The following is a 21,858-nucleotide window of genomic DNA, read 5'->3' as shown; positions in this document are numbered from 1 at the left end:
CTGATGTCACACGTGACAGATCACGAAAAAGAACTCTTTCTGGGTGCACGCCGCGATGCCTTCAAATGGCAGGTATTCGGCATGGTCGGCATGGCAATGGGCGTGGCCTCTATGATTGGTTGGGCGATGCTCCTTCCCTTGAAGGAAATCCGCGCGGTGCCATTCTCCATTGATCCGGACACGAAACTGCCGGTCCTGCTGACTGAAAAAGTCGAAGAACTGGAACCTTCTGAGGCGATGGCCTTCCGTGAAGTCGCAAATTATGTGCGCGACCGGGAAACCTATGATGTCCAGGACAACAACGAGCGCCTGAAATCGGTGCTGCGTCGTTCTGATGAGCTGGCCGAAACGTCCTACCGCGAACTGTGGGACGGGTCGAACGACAACCATCCGGACGAAATCTATACGCCCAAGACAAAGGTGCAGACCGAAATTCTGGGCGTGTCGCCGGTCAACGATGCGACGGTGCAGGTCGAGATCCGCAAGTCCCTGATCGTTCCAAACCAAGCAACGGCCTCAGCCCGCTACGTGGTCACAGTGACCTATGGGTTTGAGGAAAAAATCGTGACGTCGATGGACGAACTTTTGGAAAATCCATTCGGCTTCGTCGTCACCAACTATCGCGTAGACGCAATGGGAGACATCTGATGCAGCGTTCTTTCAAAACACTCACCGCCACCGCCGCAGCAGTTTTGGCATTCTCTACGCCTCTGCTCGCTGAAATCACACCGACACCGGACGGAAAGAACGCGGATCACCGCATCACGCATTTCCATTACGTCGAGAACCAGGTGTACCGCATCCCTGTGGGTGAACGCCTGATTACCTATGTTCACTTTCCGCAGGGCGAAACCGTCCGCAGCATTGGTGCGGGCGACACTGAAAGTTTTCAGATCACTCGCCTTCAGGAAGGTCGCGTTATTGCGTTCAAGCCGGAAATCCTGAACTCGGATTCAAACCTGACTGTCCTGACCAATCGCGGCACATACAACTTCTATCTGGTTCCGGCCGAGAGCGCCGCCGAACGCAAACGTGTTCCGTTCCGGGTCACGTTCTACAACAAAAACAACAGCGGCGGGACTACAACGCGCCGTGGCACGGTAGCGCGCAGCGAACCGAAACCAACAGGCCGCTTCGTCAACCAAAACTACTCGCGCTCGGGCAAAGCTGACTTCGCGCCTACTGCCGTGTGGGACGATGGCGTTCACACCTATATGCAGATCCCGCAGGATGCGGAGTTGCCGGGGATCTTCCGTGTCCTGCCTGATGGCCGCGAGCTGATGGTGAACACCACAGTCAAAGAGCGCGGCATTATCCAGGTGCAAGGCCTTTCAGATCTTTGGACACTGCGCATCGAGGACACTTCGATCTGTGTACGAAACGATGGCGACGCGTTTCAGCAGGCAAGTGTGAGCGGTCGGCCCGTCACTTCACAGACAGTTAAACCGGGGGGCAGCAAGTAATGAACCGCGATCAGACAATTGCGGCACGGGCGGCGGCTGAACAGCCGTCGCAACGTGTCCGGAAGAAGTTCGACCCAAAGAAGCTGATAACTGTTGCAATCGCAGGGGCGGTGTTCCTGGGCTTTGTATGGTTTGTCATGGGCGACGAAAACAAAAGCACCAACACGGGTGTCCGCGTTGACGCTTTGCAACAAGGCGGTGGCGAGCGATACGGGCTTTTGACCGCACGGGGACCAGAGGTCGATGAGCCGGAACAAGAGGCTTTGCCCGAGGAAATTGCGGTGGCAACACCGGTAGCAGTGCCGCAGGTCGATTCCGAAGGGCTGAAACAAGCCCTGAAAACAATCGAGCAACAGAATGGCCGGATTTCCGATCTGCAAGACGAGCTGACGGACGCCAAAGTTTCGCTGTCAGAAAAAGACGGTGAAATCGCAACGCTGAACCTGACCAATGAACGCCTTCAGGTCAGATATGATGAGCGCGAGAAAAAGTTTCAGACTGAGCTTGCCCAGGCGGTTGCTGATGCAGAGGCCCGGGCGCTCGCCAGTATGAGCCACTTGCAGACTACGGGTCTGACTGATGATGAGCGGCGCAGGCTTGAAGAACTCAAGCGGATGCGCGAGCGCCAGAACCAGTCAGACGGCATCGTGTTCGATGAAAACCCATACGGCAGAAACTAATGGAGCTGACGATGAACAGAACAGCACTCACCCTCGCCCTGGTTGCTTTGGCGTCAAGCGCGATGGCACAGGAAGCACCCGGTCAAAACTACCAGCCGATCAATGGTGGATCGCAGCCGGTCATTTTCCAACCCTTCCCTGCTGCGCCGCAGCCGGTTCAAGTCCAGCCAGACGACACCCGCTTACCTGAAGAACAGCGCGGCTATCAGGAAAACCCGAATACGACATGGCAAAACAATCTGGTCGAAGAATATCCACCCATCGTCGGGGCCTCGATCATTGACGATCCGTCGCGCACCTTAACGCAAGGCACGGTCTTGTCGGCGCTATTCGGTGGGGCGGTCAGCTCGGAACTGCCCGGTAGTGTCGTGGCAACGATCACACGCGGCGTCTACTCGATGGACGGCACACGTTTGCTTCTGCCTCGTGGATCGAAGCTCTATGGCGAGTATCGAGCGGATACGACATTGGCGCAAACGCGCATCATGATTGTTTGGAGCCGTGTCATTACACCGGATGGCCTTTCCGCTCAGATCGGCTCAGTTGGCACGGACGGACAGGGCCGCACCGGCGCGACCGGCAGGGTGAACACACACTTTGGGAAGCGGTTCGGCACGGCTGCGTTGTTGTCCATCATCGGTATTGCCCCTGTGGCGCTGGTGTCTGACAGCGACAGCAACAACTCGGTCAGAACGGATCTGGCAACCCAAGTGGGGTCTAACCTGCAGAACGCCACGGCAGCGGCGCTTGATGAATACCTGCGCATCACTCCGACAATCTTTGTCGATCAGGGCAGTCGTATCAACGCGATCCTGCAGCGCGACGTTGTGTTCGATAGCTTCTGAGAGCGAGCCAATGAGCCGACCGCCTCAGCGGTCTTTCCGGCCGCTGCCAGCATGATCGAGTGCGGTAGCGGCCTTTTTTGAAGCAAATTCAGCACTTTTTGGAAGCAATGAATCTTATGTGGATGCCTTCGTGTTCGAGGCAAAGCCGAGATGCAGCGAAGGCAACCTCCAGTGTTCCAAAAAGTGCTCTACCAAGGACAAGAACATGAGCGGGCGGAACGGGAATAGCCTTCTGGAATACTATACAGGCAAGATCGAGCATCTGTTACACGATGAAAGCCTGAGCGAAATTTCTGTGAACCCTGACGGATCGGTCTGGGTCGAAGAAATGGGCACAACGCACATGACCAGGACAGACATCACTCTGAACAGAGACGATGTAGAAAACATCGGGCGCTGCGTGGCCGGTTTCAGCGATGTAACATTCGGAGAAAAGAAGCCGATTGCGACGGCCAACGTGCCGACACAGCAGGGTAAAGCGCGGGTTCAGGTCGTGATTCCGCCAGCAACAACCGGCGTGGGGTCCGTTGCGATCCGTCTCCTGCGCGTGAAAAACGTCGATCTGGGCGCGTTCAGCTTCGCCAGCAAAGAGGCGGCGTTGGCAGAAAACAACGATCATAGCGCGCTTGAAAATGCTCGGGCTGTTCTCGCTGACGGAACAATGAACTTTGACGAGCTGGCCGACCTTGCAATGCTTAGCAAATGGAACGTGATCATTGCCGGGGGCACCTCGTCCGGCAAAACCACTGTCCTCAATGCAATGCTGAAGCGCGTCGATCCGGGCGAACGGATCGTGACGATTCAAGAAGTGGCCGAGTTGGACATCGAGCAACCCAATTCTGTCGATCTGCTTGCCGACCGTTCCGAAGAAGATGGCCCTCGATCACCAACAAAGCTGCTGGAATCGGCGCTTCGCCTCCGGCCTGACCGCCTCGTCTGCGGTGAAATCCGAGGCGACGACGCGAATATGTTCTTGGAACTGGTGAACACCGGCCACGATGGATCTGTCTGCACCATGCACGCGAACTCGCCCGTAGATGCCATTGGACGGATGAGCAAAATGGTGCGTCGCGGATCTCCGACCGTTCAAAAGTCAGAAGTGGTCGATGACATCCGGGCCACCATTCACATGATCGTTCACATGAAGAAAATCGGGGACGAACGGAAGGTCAACGGCGTGATCTTCCCGCCTCTGATGACTGCTGAACAACTGAATTGAAGGAGTACAAAGATGAAGAAATTCGAGTACCGAGACGTGCCTTTTTCGGAATGCGACGACGCCAGCGAGAAATTCGCAAAGCTGGGCAAAGAAGGTTGGGAAATGGTTGGTGTCGCACGTGCAGAATTTGGCATCGTGTGCTTCTTCAAACGCGAGCTGACCGATGGCTGAGTTTCAGGATCTACCCAAAGGCAAGAAGGTCGCGATAGCCGGTACTATGGGCTTTATCGCTACCTCGGCTTGCGCGGTGTTGGTGGTCGGGCTGGCGCTCGAATACATCAACACCAGAGGCTTTCGCGGGCTGGACATCTGGGCGATCCCAGAGAAGTTCATGGCACAGCCTGCAGAGACGCAGCAGATCATGGGTCTGGTGGCGGTGGTCGCAGTGGGTGTTTTGACCTTTGCATTTGTGGCGGCTGCGCTGCGTGGTCCCTCAACGAAATACGGTGATGCGACCTTTGCAAAGGCCCCTCAGCTCGTCCAGGAAGGCTATGCGTCGGTTCTGAAGCTCAAAGACAAATTGGATAGTGAAATCGTGTTTGCCAAATTTGGTGAGCCAAAGGACAAAAACGCGATCTACTATAAGCCCGGCCCCGGTGTCCAAAAGCCGCACGCGATGTTCATTGCCCCGTCTGGTTCGGGCAAAACCAGCGGCTTTGTGATCCCGAATGTCCTGCGTTTCAATGGGTCTTGCGTCGTCCTGGACATCAAGGGCGAGATTTTCCAGACAACCGGCGCGCGTCGGGCAGCAATGGGCGATGAGGTTTTTGTGTTCGACCCCGAGAACCCCGACAAAAGCCACAGCTACAACCCTCTGCGCCGCGCAGCACGTGCCGACAATCTGGACCGGCGATGGGAAGAAGTGATTCAGGTTGCAACTCAGATGTTCGACACGCCCAGCTCGTCCGCGCAGGGCTTTATGGGTGGTGTTGAAGGCATGTTCTGCGCAATGGCGATGCTGGCGATCAAAAGAAAGCGGCCATACATTTCCGAAGTCCTGCGCCTGGTCAAAACGACCAAGCAAAAGGACTATGAGAAAATGGCTGAAGAAGTTGGATATGCGCGAGCTGCAGATGAGTTTCTGAATCTTGCAGCCGAAGAATCCAAAATCCTGCGGTCAACGATTTCGGTTATGTTGAACTCCGGCCTGCAGCTCTGGCGCAACCCGTCGGTAGCAAGAGCCACGCAGGGCAATGACATCAACTTTGAAGATCTGCGTCGGCGCCCCAGCTCGATCTACTTTTCCGTGCCAGGGAAAAAGGTCAAAGAGTTCCGGACGCTCATTCGCCTGTTCTTCCTCGATCTGGTGAACACCATCGAAACTGTTGAGCCGGGCGAAGATGAGCCGTTCAAGGTTTTGATGCTGCTCGATGAGTTCCAACGCCTCGGCCATCTTGAGCGCGTTGTTGAAGCCTATGACACCATGCGATCGTTCGGGGGCAGGCTCGTGGTGATTTCGCAAACACTGTCGCGCCTACAGGACATTTATGGGCACGAGGGTGTGCGGGCGATGCTGGCAAACGCTGGAACCCAGATGTTTGCCGCCTCAGAGGATTCCGAAGTACGCGAACATGTGTCCAGGTCCATCGGGGACAAAACGGTCATAAGCAAGTCGAAGTCTCGAGCACTCGGCAAGATGGAAATGGGCAGCATATCAGAGCGTGAAGAAGGCATTCGCCTGCTCCGGCCCGAACACGTTGGCCGATTGCCTGAAAATGAAGTTGTGCTGATCCGCGAAGGCAAGATGCCGGTGATTGCAAACAAGATCCGATACTTCGAAGATCCCTATTTCATGCAGTTCCTTGGGGGTGATGCTCCAAAGATCAAAGGTACACATCTGGATCTTGCTGAAGAACAGGCCAGGGACACGGCAAAGGCTCTGGCGGATGCGAATCCGGCCCCTGCCCCGGTGAAAGAGGTTTCTGAAAAAGACCAGGAACTTCAGGCGGCATTTGATGCGCAGCGCACGGTCGCAAAGCGGAAAAGTCGGTCAGCGAAAGATATGGCGATGGAGAAAATGAAAGCCAAACGGGCTGAAAGTAGCGCCTTCACTTGACGGGGGTAACAGGACGCGGCCGAACCGGACCTTACTTCAATATGCAGAGAACGGCAGGAGAGAGCCCTAACCTGCTCGTGCTGCGACTTACATATATGTCCGCTTCCGTGAAGCTTACTAGAATGGCGCATTGTCAGCTTTATGCCTGCTGAGAATTGTCGTCATAGTATCGACAGCAAAAACACTCATCAAAAACCAACAGATTGACGACAGATCAAGGGAACCCCGCACGCATATAAACGATGATCTTCCAAAGGTCTTCTTCGCTCAGCGCTTCCTTGAAGGCTGGCATGTCTGTTCCGAAGCGTTCGCCGCCCTCGGAAATTGCCCAAAGAAGGTACTCGTCCCCCGACATCGGCATCTGAACGAACCATCGTAGGAGAGCGGGAGAGGGCGCGAGCGAACGTCCGGCTTCACCATCGCCCAAACCCTCAGCTCCATGACAGCTTGCGCAGTTTTCCGTATATAGCGTCTTGCCCTCCGAAACATTCTCGGGCGTTGCACGAATGGTGCTCCGAGCCCCGCGGTAGGCTGCGGGCACGTCCTCGTTCATATACGTCCAATGTCGTTGCATGCGCTGCTGCTGGCCAGGCCCCATATTGCCGTGCCCCCAACCACGCATGTGCTCAGACCTCATGTGGTTAGATCCCATTGGCCCGTGACCCCACCAATCTCCTCGTTGTTGTTGTGCGCAACCCACTGTAGCAATGGTGATAGACAGAACGCTTAAGGTAAGAGTGCGTAATCCAAGCTTCGTCATCTTCTCCTCCTTACTGTTTCCGCTCGATGAACGTCGCCTCAGGCCGCTTCGTAACTCTTGAACACCTCGGTGCTACCGTCCTTGAGGATCAAAAACACGTCGTAGGCCTCACGACGATCTTCCGGCCCCATCCCAGGGGAACCGTAGGGCATGCCAGGAACAGCAAGTCCAACAGCACTGGGTTGCTCCTCCAGCAGACGACGAATGTCTGCAACCGGCACATGCCCCTCGATCATATAGCCATCGATCTCGCCTGTGTGGCAGGACATCATTTCTTCGGGAATGCCGTTGTCCAATTTGTGGCGGACAAGCTGTGTTCCAAAGCTGCGCTCCTCGGTAATGCGAAAGCCTTCCTGCCGCAGGATGTCGATCCAAACCTGGCAACAGCCGCAGTTCGGATCCTTGAGAACACGGACGGAAGGCGTGTCTTGCGCAAACGCGGCAAATGGTACTGTGCTGGCAAAGCCAGCGGCGTAAGTCAGTACTTGGCGGCGTTTCAGGTTCATGGCGAGAGTCCTTGGTATTTCCAACTAAATTGAGCCGATTTCGTATCATTCGAGATCAAAGGTCATAATCCACGTCAAACATGCTCATGTTCGCCAACTTCCCGACGCTCGGCGAGCGCTTGGCGCACGATCTGGAAAGCAGAGGAAAGAAACAACGTTGCCATGACCGCCGCAACAATCAGGTCAGGCCAACCGCTAGCTGTGCCCCAGACGCCTAAAGCTGCAAACATAACGGCCACATTGCCAATGGCGTCATTACGCGAACATAGCCAGACAGAGCGCACATTTGCATCGCCGTCCTTGTAACGGACGAGCAAGAGAACACTTGCGAGATTGGTCATAAGAGCGAAAAAGCCAACGATGCCCATGATCTCGGCCTCCGGCACTCCGACATAGAACACCCGGTACACGGTCGATCCAAACACCCAAAGACCCATCAGCAGCAAGCTCACCCCTTTCGCCAGAGCGGCATTGGTGCGTGCACGGATTGAAGCCCCGATCACTGCCAGCGAGATACCGTAGGTCAAAGCATCCCCAAGGAAGTCTAGAGCGTCGGCCTGAAGTGCCTGAGACTTTGCATAGTGACCGGCAGTCATCTCGACGACGAACATCACCGCGTTCAGAGCAATGACAATCCACAGCCTCCTTTTGTAGTCGTCTGATACGCCGTCGAATTTGGCGTTGTGTCCGCAACATGCTGACATTGGGAAGCCCTTTTTGTATCTGTCGTGACCATAGTGTAGTGTCTCTAGTTACTAGAGGTTCAAGAGGTATTTTCATGTTTTCTATCGGGGAGCTTTCCAAGCGCACGAAGGTCAAAGTTCCGACTATCCGCTACTATGAGGAAATGGGCCTGCTTGCCGCACCAGAACGCACCGAAGGCAACCAACGGCGCTACGATGTGGCAGGGCTAGAGCGTCTCAGTTTCATCAAGCATGCACGCGATCTTGGTTTCTCAATTGAAGCGATCTCCGAATTGATTGTGCTTCAAGGCCACCCGGATCGTTCATGCCAAGCCGCAACGGACATCGCCGTCTCACAACTTTCCGAAGTAAGAGCAAAGATCAAACGACTACGGGCTCTTGAAAAAGAGCTGGTTCGGATTTCGAAGGGCTGTGATGACGAAGGAGTGTCAGAGAACTGCTATGTGCTCGCGTCTCTTGCCGATCATAAACTCTGTCACCACGATCACTAAACTATGAGCGGACATTGCTTTAGTCCCAGCGAAAGACTGTTTTGTCCGCTTCTTGCCTATTCAAACGTGGTGCAGCGAATGCCCGGAATGTCCAAGGACAAGAGTCCGTCCCAATCGGAACAGACCCCACATTACTCCAACCCGGTGGTCTCGCTGTTCCCGGCAACACATTCACCGGCGCGAACAATCATCTATCATGTCCTCCGTGGTTAAAGACTGTGTCCATCATACTCATGGACGTGGGTAGCCTGTTCGCGGGTATGGGCAATCTCTTGCACCACGGCGGCAATCTTGCTGGATGAAACTTGGTGCAGCTCACCAACAACGGCCTCCGCGCGCTCGTAGCTGTCCGGAACGCCTTGGCTGTTGAAATGGGCGGCAGCGGTGGAAATGTCCGCGTCTTTCCAAGTCGCCGTTGTGCCGATTGAAACGCTGTCATGATCGTTGTAGCGGGCCAGGAACTTGCTTCCGTCGAGACCGAAGCTGTGCGCGGTCGCCACAATGTCATCACGCACAGCCAGCCATTTTTCGGCTTCCGTGGGGTCCAGGTTGTCCAACTCGGCCGCATTCATGGATGTGGTGTAGCTGTCATCAGCCAAAGTGTATGCCTGCAGGTCGGTGTCATATGGGCGCAGTTCGGCAACATCGCCTTTCAACTCCCCGATCTGAACGTCCATTGCGGCACGCAAGTGTGGATCTTCGACCTCTCGTGCAAGAGCCTCCATGTTCTCGATGGAGTTCACGATGTCCTTGGTCTGCTGCTCGTAGTTCTCAAAGATGGCCTCCCCCAAAGCGGATTGCATATACTGAACATAGCGATCACCGGGCGACTGGTAGTCGTCGGACTCCTGAAAATCCTTGTCACCACTCAGATCCGCAAGGGACGAATAGTAAGGGTGATACAGATCGTATTCCTGAGCATCACTCATGTGCTGAGAAACCAAAGCCTGCATATCGTTCAGATCAACCGGCTCCCCTGACCGCTCCGCAGCTTCAAATTCGATTTTGAATTCTTCGACCAGATCTTGTTGCGCAGTATGTTCGTCAACACGGCGGTTGGCCTGGTCCTCGATGTCGAAGCTGTTTGAGGCGATGGCTGCACGATCAAAGCCCATCGCCTGCTGTTCTTTCCTGATGATGTCGATCTGCTCTGAAACGCGATCTTCACGCGGGGCGGATTGATCAAATCTGGAATAGGGTGCGAAGTGTTCGACTTCGTTCAAAAGATAGTCTGTACGCGAAACCATAGTTTTTCCTTTGCGAGTTGATGGAAAACTCTGTGATGGGTCTGCCTGGGGCGTTGGCGCGCGCATCAGGCAGACCGGTTAAAGTCCTTACAAGCTGTGCCCGTCATCGTCACCGCGCCCCTGCAAGAGCGGGTGCGTTGCGTGGGCGTGAACGTCTGAAAGTTCTTCTGAGATTGCGATGATCCTGGAAGACGCAAGCTGGTGCAGCTCGTCAACAACGGCCTCAGCGCGGTCGTGGCTGTCGGGTAATCCTTGCGCCTGGAAGTGGGCCGCGGCGGTCGAAATGTCGTCGCTGCGCCATCCCATTGTTGTACCCAGGGTGACGTTCTGATGATCGCCAAAGCGGGCAACGAACGCCTCGCCATCGAGGCCGTAGCTGCTGGCCGTGTCGGTGACTTCTTTGCGGATCGCTGCCCACTTGCCGGCCTCTGAATAATCCAAGACATCCATTTCGGCAGTGCCCATTCCCATCATCGTTGAATAGCGGCGGTCCTCGATGATGAAGGCTTGAAGGTCCGGATCGTTGGTGCGCAGGTCCGCAACGTCGCCCTTCAACTCGCCAATTTGAATATCCATAGCGACACGCAGATGAGGGTCGTCAACCTCACGGGCCAGCCCTTCCATCTTGTCGATGGATTGCAGCAATTCTTTGGTCTGAGTCTGGAAGTCCTCATAGGCCCCCTTGCCCAAGGTGTCCTGTATATAGACCTCGTACCGGCGTGCTGCCGGGGCATAATCAGCGGACGACTGGAACGCCTTGTCATCGACAATATCAGCAAGGGCAGACAGATACGGATGGCTCTGTTCGTTGTCCCGAACGTCGCTGATATGGGCAACAACCTGAGCCTTCAGCTCGGGTGCGATTGTTTCCTCAGAACCGCCTAATTCGATGTGTCGCCGCAAGTTGCTCATGACTTCGGGCGACACATAAGACGGGTCTCCTGGCTCGCCGTAATCATCAAAATGATGGGCTTGATCCAGCAGATGTTCCATTCTCGATACCATAGGTTCCTCACTTTCAACGAGTTGGATGGCAAACTCTTCGATCCGGTCTTTGACAGCGTTGGCGCGCTCATCAAACAGATCCGACATTCTTGCGATGGAGAGTGTCATCACATCACCGGCCATGTCGCGGGCCGTAACTTCAACCTCCGGAGTGCTTTCAACAACAGACAGTCCGGCCTGAACCTTCCACGTGTCGGTCTCAACTTCCTGCCGCAAACCGCGCTCAAGGCGGGTCGTTGCGGTCAGCTCAATTCCGTATCCTTCGGCAACCTCAACCTGGATAGAGCGCTGAACGTCGATGTTCATGTCGCTGCTCATACCCATAGCCAACCACTGCCCATGTTCCACGCCTCGGTTATTCACAACGATGTGGACATGGGGGTTGTCAGTGTCGTTGTGGAACACGGTCAGATAGTCCCAGGTATCGCCAAAATCACCGCTCCCAAACAGGCGATCCGCGAAGTCCAAACCGGCCTCATGCGCGGCATCCGGATAGGTGCCTTCGGGAAAAGAAACGATCATGTGACGGGTATAACCATAGTTGGTTTTCCCGTTGAAATCCTCGGCCCAGGTCTCGATCAGATCACTCACCTGATCGGCATCGAGCGGGGTCACACCATTGTCGCGGATGTCCAACACGCCCTCTGCCCTGACGGTCAGGTAATTGATCTGGCGGCGCAGCTCATGCGCTTTTTTCACCCCACCTTTGCGGACGTGTTTCACAACCGCCTCGGGCTTTCCAACCACAGCACCAAGCCGCGCCTTGATGGATGAGGCCCGCGAGATCATGAACTTCATGCGCTTGGCGGTTTGCAGCTGCTGGCTGATCTGCTTGGACCGATCGATACCCTTCTGCGCTTCCCGGAAGGCTAGCTCCAGAAAGTCCCCTGCCGTCAAATTGTGAGCCGCGACGTTCATGCTTCAGATGTCCTCTCATCGTCGCGCAAGATTCGGCGAATGGCGGAGTCTGGCTCTCGGTTTCGGCGGGCCGCGGTGATCAGCGCCTTCAGGTCTTGCCGGTGCTGGATGATCGCACGATGGAGGTTTTCGACATCGCGCCGGTCGTCATCGGTCCAGATCACCGAACCGCGTTTGGCCGATTTTGCGAGCTGATTGAGGTTGGTGTATCCACCCTGAACCTGCCGCAAGTGCGTCTGCCAGAGATCGACAACGGCCGGGTCAGGATCGAGATACCCGATCAGACGATAGATCAGTCGTTGGATGATCTGGTTGCGGCTCTTGGCCCCAAGCGACTGCACGGCCTCCTCCAAACGCACCAACGCATCTGACGGCAATCGAACGGAAAAGACAGTGGTGTCGCCGGGCTTGCTCAATGTATACCTCTGGTTGTTTTTATGACTTGTAACACAACTACCTTATCCTGTCATACTCTCCAAGAGGAAACCGGGGGTGATTTTAGAAATCCGTATTTTCTCAAATTGCCCCCGGAACAGTTTTGCTCTTGGAGGCAATCTCCACGCCGGGAAAAGGGTCCTGCCCCTTTTCCAGCCAGCAGGCGTGGGTGCCGGTGGACCGGCGCAGGGCAATCACGCAAAGCGGGAGCTGCCCGAACAGCGCCCGTCACATACCGGCACGTTCAAGGTCAGTATGGCATTTTCCGCGCGCCTCAGCGCGCTCAATGTCCCGCCGCTTTCGCGGCGGGTGTGGCAGGGTTGTCTGCTGCCGCATTGGGGCAGGTCGGCACCCCTGCCCGGTCTTAGGACCGCGCGCCACCTGTGGCGCATATGTGGTCCGGCCTGCGGCCGGAGCAGAAGAAAGGGCGGCTTGCGCCGCCCTGCCCTCCCGTCATTCGGTGACGGGATCGTCATCGGTGCGCTTCGGGAAGGCCACCATCTCAACGCCAGGGAACATGCTGTGCTTGACCTGGATCGAGGTGATGGTGCCGGTCTCATCGGTATTGACGAAGAGCACCCCGCATCGATCCCAGAATGTCTTGCCTTCTTTTTCACCGGTCTTGACGCTCAGTTTCAGAGTTTGAGTTGCCATTGTTTGATCCTCGCTATGGCGTGTTTCGATGAACAAGGGAAAAGCGGGCATCAAGGGGATGTCAGCAGGGAATTTGATCCGCGCGGAATGCGCCGCAGGCGCAGGGGACATTCCTTGTTGAAGCGCGGCGCCCGGCCCGGGCGCCGCGCGTCTTCCCCGACTGCCCGCTTATGTTCATCCCTTCAGAAACACCGCAGCCGAGGATCTTCTCCGGCAACGTACTTGAAACTGTCAGACCTGGTGAAAGGCAAGGCTTTCTGGGATCGCTGCGCGCGGAACATCTGAACAAAACGATGTCTTTGATGGCGGCAACATCACCTCGATCCGACACAGGCGCGGCGCTCAGTTCTAAGTTGGGGGTTGCCCTTCTGGGTCGGTATGACCGTCGTCGCAAAGGATGAAGAATGACGGACGGTGCAAACCGCCCTATCCAACTGGCGGAGGCCAAAGACCGGACGGTCCGGCCCTGGTCCGTGCTTGTGCGGATCAGGTAAACAGCCGGACTCAATTTGGATTGGCGGGTTCGGTAGGACGCCCCGGTAATCCGCAAGAACTCTCTCAAGCGCTGTCGCGGGGCGAGACCGGCGCACGGGCAGATACAGTGATGAGTACGCCAAGAAAAAGGCCCACCGAAGCGGGCCACGAGTTTAACCAAAGGAAAATCTGGAGGTATTCTTTACAGGCTAACGCTTGCGCGCGCGATCGACAACACCGTCAGCTGTGATCGTGGCAATGCGATCCTCTGTGCGGCGGGTCATTTCCACCCCGTCACCCGTCATATGCGCCTCGGCAAATTCCGTGAACTTGAAGATGCTGCCATCTGCTTCAACATGGGTTTCGTCCTCTGCCGAGCGCCGCTTCACCGATCCGTCATGGCGGATTTCGATGATCGTGTTGTCGGCCATTCGGACCGTCACGGTATGCTCATCTACAGCGACACCCTGCCACCAGGCATCTGCATCGCGGCGCACAACAATGCGGTTTGGGTGCAGCTTGATCTGCACGTCCTGTACCTCGTCCGGATCAGCGGCTTTGACGACCACGATGGCCTCCTGCGCGCTGGGATCACCATGGATCGACGCGCTCCCGTTTTTTGGCGGCCAGAGCTTCGGCTGTGTGCGCGGCTTGCCCTTCTGGTCTGTATGAAACCCGACGAACATCTGCGCGGATTTCCAGACGCGGCGGGCGGCTTTTTCAACCGTAGACGGAGCTGCATCGGTGGACATGGTGGATAGCCTTTAAAGTGGGTTAATTCACGTGCATTTTCGGGGTGAGCGTCACACCCACAGCGCTCAGCACTTTCAGCACCGTGCCAAACTCGGGATTGCCATTTTCGCTAAGTGCGCGGTAGAGGCTTTCCCGAGACAGACCAGATTTGTCGGCCACACTCGACATACCTTTGGCCTTGGCAACATCGCCAAGTGCCGACGCGATCAGCGCCGTGTCGCTGGTTTCAAAAGCCGCTTCAAGATAGGCTTGAATGGCTTCCGGGCTGTCCAGATAGTCAGCCGCTTCAAACTTCGTTGTTTTGACACCCATGTTTTTCACTCCAACTCTCTTGCCATCGCCTTGGCGGTTTTGATGTCGGCTTGCTGGGATGACTTGTCTCCCCCGCACAGCAAAACGATCAAAACGTCACCGCGCGACACATAGTAAACGCGATACCCCTTCCCTTCGGAGATACGCAGTTCACTCACACCTTCACCAACCGGTTTCACATCACCGGGATTGCCCAGGCTCAACCGCGTGATGCGAACCAAGATCCTGGCTCTCGCCCTTTGGTCCTTCAGGCCCTTGAGCCACTTGTCGAACAGGTCCGTCTTACGAATTTCTATCATACCTATATGTAGCCTACAGGCTACAACCTTTCAAGTCAAAACAACCTATACCATTGAACTAAAATCAAAAATCATTGCTGAAAAGCAGGGCGCGTTGCGCCCTGCCCTGCCAGTTTCAGAAGCAATCCGGCACCCATGCATCGATCCGGGCTTTCTGTGCCTCGGTCACGCCCAGTGCCTTTTGATGCTCTGGATCATTGAAGAGCTTGTGCAGCGCCTCGTTCTTGGCACCCTTTTTGGATTTCGCGAAGGCTTTGAACATGTCGGCGTCGATGTGCAGGTCCAGCAGGTCTTTGTAGAGATCATCCAGCTGCCAGCCTTTCAGACGCTTGAAGCAGTTTTCAGCCGAAGGGGTCCAGATCGCGCGCATGTCAGCCTCGATCTCAGCCTCGATCTCCGCCATGAACTCCGGGCGTTGGGTCAGAAACCGCCGGGCCAGAAAACCCGTGATCTCACCATTGCGGGTCTTCTTGCCCAGATCGCGAAACGCTTTGAACGCTTCCACGCTGCCTTGTGCGGCAATCTCGTGGAACTGGTCATAGGCTGCCTGTGCCGCTTCATCCCGTTCTCCGCCAAGACGCGGGTCGAGGATGAACTGGTCATCGATCTCGGGTGTGTTCCGCTCGGCACCACCATAGCCAAACCCAAACAGATTGCTGCTCAGACCGGAGGCCGGGGTGGCAAAGAAAGCAAACAGGCTCAACACATAATCAGGCTTGTCCAGCAGGGCCGTTTGAACCGCTGCCAGCCGGATCGCCACCATGTCGTCGATGAACTTCTGCGAATAAACTGGTTTTGGTTCTTCCTTGATCTCCGGTTCTTTGACCGGGGCCAGAACACCAGCCTCAATGGCAGCCTGAACATGTTCCGCCGCGACATAGGCCGGGGATGTTTTGATCTCGCCATTGTTGGTGACATAGACAAACACGCCGGACAGCTTGCGCTGCGCGTCAGAATAGAACGGCGCCGTATAGTCCTCAAGCGCGGCCAGCTCCTTTTCACCATCCGCGTCCAGAGCCTCACCCTCATAGAGTTCGGCAAGTTCGTCATACCGTTCGGCCTGTCCTTCGGTGAAGTCCCGGCTCACCATGTCCAAACGGTGCATGTCTTTCGTACCCGAGAACCCATAGGGAATGTAGCTTTCCTCATGGGTGTCCACCCAGTCCCAGCCTTCCGCGTCGCGCAGTTTTTCCGCTTCTACCGCCAGTTTCTCGGCAAACAGACGATCCAGTAACGCGCCTTCATTGAATAGGGTTTCATCGGCAAACAGATCAGCGGTGACGGTGCCGCCCGCCTCAACATAAGCCTTCTGCCCGACAAATACGGCCTTGCGGCTAGTGCTGCTAACAGCCTCCGACGTCAGTGCCTGTTTGACATCATGCTCACTGAACCACCGACATTCTTTGGCCCGTTCCAGAACCTCCAGAATTTTCTCTTCTTCGGTGCTGACGGTCATGGCCTTGGCCAGCCCCATGCTGATCTCACCGGCTTTGAGCGCATCCAGAACGGCGGCGGGCAGACTGGCAAGCGCGAGGCGGCGGCGCACATGGGATTCGGTCACGCCAAACGCATTGCTGATCTTGGCAATAGACAGAGATTTCTCGGCCATTTTGCCATAAGCACGGACCTCGTCCACAGGGTCCAGTTCTTCACGGGCGGTGTTCTCCGCATTGGCCCATTGCTCAGCCACGAAGGGATTGTCCGTGACCTTAACGGGAACCTGTGCCAGATCAGCGCGCTCAGTCACGGCGATGTTCAGAGCCCGTAGGCGGCGACCACCGGCAACGATTGCGACTTTGCCATCGGTATCGCGCAACCCGCTGAGGTTCTGGATCAAGCCACACATAACCAAACTGTCGGCCAGAAGTGCAATACCTTCCTCACCAACCTCCTGTCGTGGGTTGATGTCAGACAGGTAGAGATCGGACAGGGATACGGTTTCGATGGTTTCCGGTGCGGTGAATGTTTCGACTTTGCTCATGGGGCAAATCCTTGTTTGAGTGTTTGAGATCGTGTTAAGGGTGCCCTACCCCTTCCGGGGTAGAGCGGAGCCGTTTAGATGGCTGCGTGTTGGATCAGGAAGCGGCGCGCGATGTGGAAATTGTCGCCCTTCCTGATTAGCGCCCACGCTTCTGCGATACGTTGCTGCAAGATTTCATTGCTCATGGTGTTCACCTCCTTTCCGGTTTGGGATTGAGATCAGTATTCGCTGGGGCACATGATGGTCAGAACGCGGCGCGTCACTGACGTGTCAAACGGCCGGTCGGACCCATACGTGTAGTCCGTGTCGTAAAGATCGATCTTCCAGAACAGCTTCTGGTCACGGACTGTCACCGCCCCAAAGGTGTGATCGCCATAGGGGTCATTGCCCTCGTCAAACTGGTCATCCGACGCCACCGCTGCCAAAGCTGCAGTCTGGAACTCCATCCCTTCACCTGACACGCCGGGCGTGACAAATACCTGACCCTGAATTCCCTTAGAATGCATCTCGATTGCCGCAGTCGGATCGATCAGCGCTTTCCGAAATAGGTCATTCTGGGTCGCAATCTCTGCCGCCTGCAGGCTGGTGTCAGTGTCGATGTCTTTTGTCTTTTCAATGTCCAAAACCGTCTCTCCTTTTGTGGTGCGACCTCTGGGGTTGATCCCCTTTGGTGCTGGTTTTGAGCCGAGCCCTGAAAGGGCGTCGTCTCTAAAACCTGCCCCGTGGCGAACGCGGAGAGGGGCGAGACAGGACCAATCGACAAGAGTGGTGCGGCCCGCAGCGCAGGCGCGCGAGGACACGGTATTGTCTATTTGTCTTGTCCGAGGGGGGAGGCCGCGCCTTCCCCCTTACGGAAGGTAGCGTTTGGCTTGTCCAAATCCCGCCTGACCCACAAGGAAAGGACAAAGGATCTCTGATCCTGCGTGAGCGCAAAAGGGACCGTCACCCGAATGGGCAGATCACCACGGCATGGACCGACCATGACCCAAAGCCCCTGCCCCGGCTCGCAAGAGACGGGTCAGGGGCTACTGGGACAGGGAGATCATTCTGGGGTGTTCTGGGTGGAAGCCGATACGTCGGCTGAAACCTAGAGCCTGCTCACGAGCCGAAAGGCTCGGGATTTGCCACAGAAACAGACTGCAGCCCGAAGTCACTCACCGACCGGAACATACCCTCGACGGAGCTTTTGCTTTTCGAGATTGTGGAGCGCTTCACTAGCCAGGGCTTCGTCATCATACGTCACCATCATGGCTTGCCCGTTCGTGCCAATACGCCCCCAGGTACGAAGCACTGAAACCTCCCCAAACAACGTCGGCTGCAACTCGATGCCATAGAACCGCGCCATGTTGATCTCAGGGTCCACATGGATCAGGTGCACAGGTGTGGTGTCTGTCAGCTCCATGACGCGATTGTCGATCAATAAAGCTCGTCTGTCCAATGACTTTGCTGGAACAGTCAATTGGCAAGGATTCAGAACCGTGATGAAAACATTCGACAACTCAATCTGTCTGATGCTTGCCTCGTACCCATCCAGGTACAGGAGCTCATATTGGCACCATTCCACATTCCGCTGCTGGAACCGTTGTGACCACTGGCCAGAGTAGGTACGGTTTTCTCATATCTTGCAAAACGAAATAGAAGGATGAAGGCAACGTGGCTGAAATCTTGGAAGGCGGATGTTTTTGCGGTGAGGTTCGATACCAGGTCACTGGCAGCGCAGTAATGCAACTCATGTGTTTTTGCAGTGATTGCCTATCGATGACCGGAACGGACGGTTATGCCGGGTACATGATAAAGTCGGAAGACCTGCAGCTGCTGAAAGGCAAACCACGGACCTTTGAGAAGACCTCAAAGGAAGGTCGACCTGTCATCAAGCATTTTTGTGGCACCTGCGGATCAGGCCTGTGGGGCGTGACAGCCTTCGGATTGACGAGCATTGCGGCTGGGACATTGGATGAGCCAAACAACTTCAAGCCAACGAGCAAGGTTTTTGTGAAAGATGCCCCCAACTGGGCCAGGGTTCCCCACCATTTGGAAGAAATGTAGCGTTTGAAGCTTTGGTATCACCTACATTTCTGTCTTGGAGTTGTTCCTCTTGGTGACCCGAGTTGCTACGATTGTCGTTGAGGCAATAAGCAGGACATCGCGATGCGCAATGCAATCTTTTTACCCCTAATGGCTTTGTTCCTGGGGGTCGTCATGGACGTTAAACCGGCGGCGGCCGCGTCACTCGGAACATATGAGGTTTTTGGCGTCGAAGACGGTGACATGCTAAAAATGCGCAGTGGGCCTGGAACAGGGTTCAATGTGATCGTTGGTCTTCCAAATGGAACCGCACTACGAGTTCACGGCTGTGAGCAGACCGGTGGCACCCGTTGGTGCCGCGTCTCTTTGGAGCGCGCGCGCAAGCTTAAGGGATACGTCTCTTGGGCATATTTGCGGAAAATCTAATACGACAGCGATCAGCACCACCATCTTTTAGCAATCATAGAATACCGGCGGAAACGCCCTGACGAATCCACTAGTTGGGCTCACACCCGTCGTCGAAGCGGCTCGCAACATCCCCGAATTCGCTGGGTTCAGGACGGCCCTAAGGCTTTGACTGGGGAGCGCTTGATCGCCTGCACCGTAACGGATTGATCCTGGACCCGGTTGGAAAGGCAAAATCGGTGGTACTGACCGATGAAGGCCTGCGCCGCTCCGAAAAGCTTTTCACAGAGCTTTTTGGGCGGGAGCCAAAGACATAGCATTCGCCATGACAAGTCCCTCCATGTAACGCAGGTCTGCATACGCGTGTGGGCTGGCTGGCGGTTGCAATCTGCGCTAAATCGCCCCTGTCCGGCAAACAGGGAGAAGCTGAAGATGACAACGGGGAACGATCTTGGTGGGCTCATCGGGTTTATCACCCGTGACGAGATTTGGCATGAGCGGCTCGCTGATGTGTTGGACGAGCATTTTCTGCCAGCGCTCGAGGCCTTCGATCTTGAGTTCGAGGATCTGGGCGACTTGCTGGGCGAGGATTGGCCGATGGTCCTGTGGGGTGGTGGCCTGGAAGATTTGCTGGGCAGGACATTCGGAGCGGACGCCGAAAACGCTGCGGATGCTTATCTGAAAGGGAGCGGTTCCAAGGAGAGTGCGCAGACCCGCGCCTATATCAAAGGATTGCGGGACGCGTCGGTCAGCCTTTATGAGGTGAGCGAGGTAGACCCCGGCAGATCCATGGTCTTGCGCAACATGCTTTCGGACGCAGAGCCGGTTACCGTCCGGGAACACAGCGCGACGCAGATGCTGCAGCGATGGGATCGCATCGCAGCTCGGGTTGTCGCACAGGGGGATTATAACGTGATCTCGGGGGCGCTGCTCCCATTCGACCCCGACACCGTCGCGTTTTTTGAAGACGGGCTCCGCTCCGTGTTGAAATTGAACCCCGACGTTGAACTGAGGCTGACACAGGATCAGCTACACCGTTCCGCACCCCTCTTCACCAATGCCTGGCTCTTCGCACATCTGCCGAACCTACTGGATCCGGAACCACCACAAATCAGCAACAGCGATGGCGACAACCTGCTCTTTCACGACATGCGCTTCCCCCTCGCCAGCAAAGTGACGCAAAGCCAGGTATCTGAAAAGCTAACACAGTCCGCAGAACTCGTGATCTCAGGCCAGAAGGATTGGACCTGGCTTGACCTCGACACCCCGTCCGGCACCAAGCACGGCACCGGCCTCGTGTTGGACAAATCAATGTCAGGGGCCTCCGTGCTTGGGTCCCTAGATCTGAAAGGTCGGACACTCACACTTTCTGTGAGCTCTACAGCGCGCGCTGAACGCGGCGAAGCCCTGGTCCGGGACCTCCTGGGCGACCTGGTGAAATCTCCGCTGACATCAATCCAGACCGCCGAACAGATGATGGCGGATGACAGCACGAGTAACGGAGTGGCAGAAGAAGAGGACATCCCCCGTGCCCTTGCCCGTCAGATGGCCCACGAATATCTCGAACAGCATTACCGCGATACGCTTGACCAGCCGATTCCTGCCCTGGATGGCAAGACCCCGCGCCAGGCCGTTCGCAGCACGGCGGGCAGGAAGAAAGTCATAGACTGGCTGAAGACAATCGAAAACCGCAGCGCGCGCCAGACCGGCTCTCCGGTGGCTGAGTATGATTTCGGCTGGATGTGGGACGAGCTTGGTCTGTCAGACTACCGAAATTGGACCAGCGATGGTTCTTGCAAAAACCGTTCCAAAGCTTCGCCTCCTGAACCCATCGACTAACCCATGTTTTCCCGGCTGCGTCTTGCAGAGATGTGGCAAGGGTTATGCTGTCGCTGCGCGTCCAGATGGTTTGCCTCGTGACAGCTGGGGCACAACAAAATTTCAGTCTCCGTGGACACACCGGTTTCATAATCGAAACAGTACTCTTGTCCACATATTTCCAGCACCTCTCCACTCTTGGCCAGTTCCGAACTTGTCACCTCGCAGTGATCACAAATTCCGTCCAAGAGAGCTGATTGGAGTTCAGAAAGAACCACTGTTTTCTGAAAATTGCACACTCTGTCACTCATAACTGCTTCAGGCTTTCACAAAATGGTGAAGAGAGAAAGCTTGTGAAACAAGAATTCAAGGGAATGTGACATAGCCCAATGGGTTCGAGATTTAGTTTCGCCGATCATTGCCTGTAAGCTGCGCGGCGCGTCGAACTTTCACGTCAGCCGCCATCCCACAACAGACCCGCGCACATCAAAATACAACCTGGGCTAGTCCTCCCAGCGAAACGCGTCGTTGTCCGCCTTCACCCGACCAATAGACGGCAAAGCGAAGTGGTTTCCCAGCACAATACATCCCGTTTCCGAGGCGCTTTCCAACAGTTTCCGACGGGATGTCACGGCCATCTCAGCATCGGAATCAAACATAAAATGCCACTCGGGATGCCAGCACTGGGCGGTTGTATGGATTGCATCACCTGTAATCAGAGCGCGCCGGTCGCCACTGGTGATTTCGACCGAGACATGACCTGGTGTTTGGCCTGGCGTGGGGATCAGAGTGACGGAATACACCCTGT

General features: G+C 55.8%; 25 protein-coding genes and 1 pseudogene. 12 read left to right on the top strand and 14 right to left on the bottom strand.

Annotated elements, in window-relative coordinates; translation table 11 throughout:
- The first annotated feature begins 3 nt into the window (after positions 1-3).
- From ACR0DX_RS19535 to ACR0DX_RS19505, 7 genes are all read left to right on the top strand, one after another.
- Entirely contained in the window at positions 4-648 is a 645-nt protein-coding gene (locus tag ACR0DX_RS19535) for a VirB8 family type IV secretion system protein (RefSeq protein ID WP_170417982.1), read from the top strand.
- Positions 648-1,463 carry a TrbG/VirB9 family P-type conjugative transfer protein gene (locus tag ACR0DX_RS19530; RefSeq protein ID WP_170417985.1) on the top strand — a complete coding sequence of 272 codons (816 nt, stop codon included), beginning with the start codon at positions 648-650 and terminating at the stop codon, positions 1,461-1,463. Before ACR0DX_RS19535 ends, ACR0DX_RS19530 begins: the two co-directional genes overlap by 1 nt.
- Positions 1,463-2,143, top strand: coding sequence for a hypothetical protein (locus ACR0DX_RS19525; RefSeq protein WP_170417989.1), 681 nt, complete (start codon positions 1,463-1,465; stop codon positions 2,141-2,143). The genes ACR0DX_RS19530 and ACR0DX_RS19525 overlap by 1 nt, the downstream gene beginning before the upstream one ends.
- 11 nt (positions 2,144-2,154) lie before the next feature.
- On the top strand, positions 2,155-2,988 hold the full coding sequence (locus ACR0DX_RS19520) for a TraB/TrbI/VirB10 family type IV secretion system protein (protein WP_170417992.1): 834 nt from the start codon (positions 2,155-2,157) through the stop codon (positions 2,986-2,988).
- Positions 2,989-3,193: 205 nt separating this feature from the next.
- Positions 3,194-4,207, top strand: a complete 1,014-nt coding sequence (locus ACR0DX_RS19515) for an ATPase, T2SS/T4P/T4SS family (protein ID WP_170417994.1) — start codon at positions 3,194-3,196, stop codon at positions 4,205-4,207.
- Positions 4,208-4,219: 12 nt separating this feature from the next.
- On the top strand, positions 4,220-4,378 hold the full coding sequence (locus ACR0DX_RS19510; RefSeq protein WP_170417997.1) for a hypothetical protein: 159 nt from the start codon (positions 4,220-4,222) through the stop codon (positions 4,376-4,378).
- Entirely contained in the window at positions 4,371-6,263 is a 1,893-nt protein-coding gene (locus tag ACR0DX_RS19505) for a type IV secretory system conjugative DNA transfer family protein (protein ID WP_170418000.1), read from the top strand. Before ACR0DX_RS19510 ends, ACR0DX_RS19505 begins: the two co-directional genes overlap by 8 nt.
- A gap of 214 nt (positions 6,264-6,477) precedes the next feature.
- On the opposite strand, the gene ACR0DX_RS19500 is transcribed toward ACR0DX_RS19505, so the two are convergent.
- The 3 genes from ACR0DX_RS19500 to ACR0DX_RS19490 form a co-directional block, all read right to left on the bottom strand.
- Positions 6,478-6,900: a c-type cytochrome gene (locus ACR0DX_RS19500; protein WP_170474328.1), complete on the bottom strand. Its 423-nt coding sequence runs from the start codon at positions 6,898-6,900 to the stop codon at positions 6,478-6,480.
- Between the two features lie 161 nt (positions 6,901-7,061).
- A complete protein-coding gene (locus ACR0DX_RS19495; protein WP_170417767.1) occupies positions 7,062-7,529 on the bottom strand; it encodes a DUF411 domain-containing protein in 468 nt (155 codons plus the stop codon).
- 74 nt (positions 7,530-7,603) lie between these two features.
- Positions 7,604-8,233: a cation efflux transmembrane domain-containing protein gene (locus ACR0DX_RS19490; protein WP_170417770.1), complete on the bottom strand. Its 630-nt coding sequence runs from the start codon at positions 8,231-8,233 to the stop codon at positions 7,604-7,606.
- Between the two features lie 74 nt (positions 8,234-8,307).
- Between ACR0DX_RS19490 and ACR0DX_RS19485 the strand changes: the two genes are divergently transcribed.
- Positions 8,308-8,724: a MerR family transcriptional regulator gene (locus ACR0DX_RS19485; protein WP_170417773.1), complete on the top strand. Its 417-nt coding sequence runs from the start codon at positions 8,308-8,310 to the stop codon at positions 8,722-8,724.
- A 209-nt stretch (positions 8,725-8,933) separates the two neighbouring features.
- On the opposite strand, the gene ACR0DX_RS19480 is transcribed toward ACR0DX_RS19485, so the two are convergent.
- From ACR0DX_RS19480 to ACR0DX_RS19435, 10 genes are all read right to left on the bottom strand, one after another.
- Complete coding sequence (locus ACR0DX_RS19480; RefSeq protein ID WP_170417776.1) at positions 8,934-9,971, bottom strand: hypothetical protein; 1,038 nt, start codon at positions 9,969-9,971, stop codon at positions 8,934-8,936.
- 87 nt (positions 9,972-10,058) lie between these two features.
- On the bottom strand, positions 10,059-11,894 hold the full coding sequence (locus ACR0DX_RS19475) for a relaxase/mobilization nuclease domain-containing protein (protein ID WP_170417779.1): 1,836 nt from the start codon (positions 11,892-11,894) through the stop codon (positions 10,059-10,061).
- Entirely contained in the window at positions 11,891-12,310 is a 420-nt protein-coding gene (locus tag ACR0DX_RS19470) for a hypothetical protein (protein WP_170417782.1), read from the bottom strand. The genes ACR0DX_RS19475 and ACR0DX_RS19470 overlap by 4 nt, the downstream gene beginning before the upstream one ends.
- A gap of 472 nt (positions 12,311-12,782) precedes the next feature.
- On the bottom strand, positions 12,783-12,983 hold the full coding sequence (locus ACR0DX_RS19465; protein ID WP_170417785.1) for a hypothetical protein: 201 nt from the start codon (positions 12,981-12,983) through the stop codon (positions 12,783-12,785).
- A 683-nt stretch (positions 12,984-13,666) separates the two neighbouring features.
- Positions 13,667-14,209, bottom strand: coding sequence for a hypothetical protein (locus ACR0DX_RS19460; protein WP_170417788.1), 543 nt, complete (start codon positions 14,207-14,209; stop codon positions 13,667-13,669).
- A 22-nt stretch (positions 14,210-14,231) separates the two neighbouring features.
- The gene (locus tag ACR0DX_RS19455; protein ID WP_152460667.1) at positions 14,232-14,522 is read right to left on the bottom strand and encodes an addiction module antidote protein; all 291 of its coding nucleotides are present in this window, start codon (positions 14,520-14,522) and stop codon (positions 14,232-14,234) included.
- A 5-nt stretch (positions 14,523-14,527) separates the two neighbouring features.
- On the bottom strand, positions 14,528-14,821 hold the full coding sequence (locus ACR0DX_RS19450) for a type II toxin-antitoxin system RelE/ParE family toxin (RefSeq protein WP_170417791.1): 294 nt from the start codon (positions 14,819-14,821) through the stop codon (positions 14,528-14,530).
- Between the two features lie 115 nt (positions 14,822-14,936).
- Positions 14,937-16,802, bottom strand: a complete 1,866-nt coding sequence (locus ACR0DX_RS19445) for a ParB/RepB/Spo0J family partition protein (RefSeq protein WP_170417794.1) — start codon at positions 16,800-16,802, stop codon at positions 14,937-14,939.
- A gap of 218 nt (positions 16,803-17,020) precedes the next feature.
- Positions 17,021-17,425 carry a DUF3768 domain-containing protein gene (locus tag ACR0DX_RS19440; RefSeq protein ID WP_152460664.1) on the bottom strand — a complete coding sequence of 135 codons (405 nt, stop codon included), beginning with the start codon at positions 17,423-17,425 and terminating at the stop codon, positions 17,021-17,023.
- A gap of 527 nt (positions 17,426-17,952) precedes the next feature.
- Entirely contained in the window at positions 17,953-18,204 is a 252-nt protein-coding gene (locus tag ACR0DX_RS19435; protein WP_170418006.1) for a WGR domain-containing protein, read from the bottom strand.
- 251 nt (positions 18,205-18,455) lie between these two features.
- Between ACR0DX_RS19435 and ACR0DX_RS19430 the strand changes: the two genes are divergently transcribed.
- From ACR0DX_RS19430 to ACR0DX_RS19415, 4 genes and pseudogenes are all read left to right on the top strand, one after another.
- Positions 18,456-18,848, top strand: coding sequence for a GFA family protein (locus ACR0DX_RS19430; protein WP_152460663.1), 393 nt, complete (start codon positions 18,456-18,458; stop codon positions 18,846-18,848).
- A 129-nt stretch (positions 18,849-18,977) separates the two neighbouring features.
- Positions 18,978-19,253: an SH3 domain-containing protein gene (locus ACR0DX_RS19425; RefSeq protein WP_480595487.1), complete on the top strand. Its 276-nt coding sequence runs from the start codon at positions 18,978-18,980 to the stop codon at positions 19,251-19,253.
- Positions 19,254-19,408: 155 nt separating this feature from the next.
- A pseudogene (locus tag ACR0DX_RS19420) lies at positions 19,409-19,549 on the top strand (DUF6429 family protein); the annotation flags it as partial.
- Between the two features lie 115 nt (positions 19,550-19,664).
- Positions 19,665-21,071, top strand: coding sequence for a DUF7986 domain-containing protein (locus tag ACR0DX_RS19415; RefSeq protein WP_174819503.1), 1,407 nt, complete (start codon positions 19,665-19,667; stop codon positions 21,069-21,071).
- A 482-nt stretch (positions 21,072-21,553) separates the two neighbouring features.
- On the opposite strand, the gene ACR0DX_RS19410 is transcribed toward ACR0DX_RS19415, so the two are convergent.
- Positions 21,554-21,853, bottom strand: a complete 300-nt coding sequence (locus ACR0DX_RS19410) for an MBL fold metallo-hydrolase (protein WP_170417797.1) — start codon at positions 21,851-21,853, stop codon at positions 21,554-21,556.
- Positions 21,854-21,858 lie beyond the last annotated feature (5 nt).

The organism is Ruegeria sp. D3, from assembly GCF_056534465.1.
The sequence above is the reverse complement of the archived record's forward strand: the minus strand, read 5'-3'. Positions and strand labels throughout refer to the sequence as shown.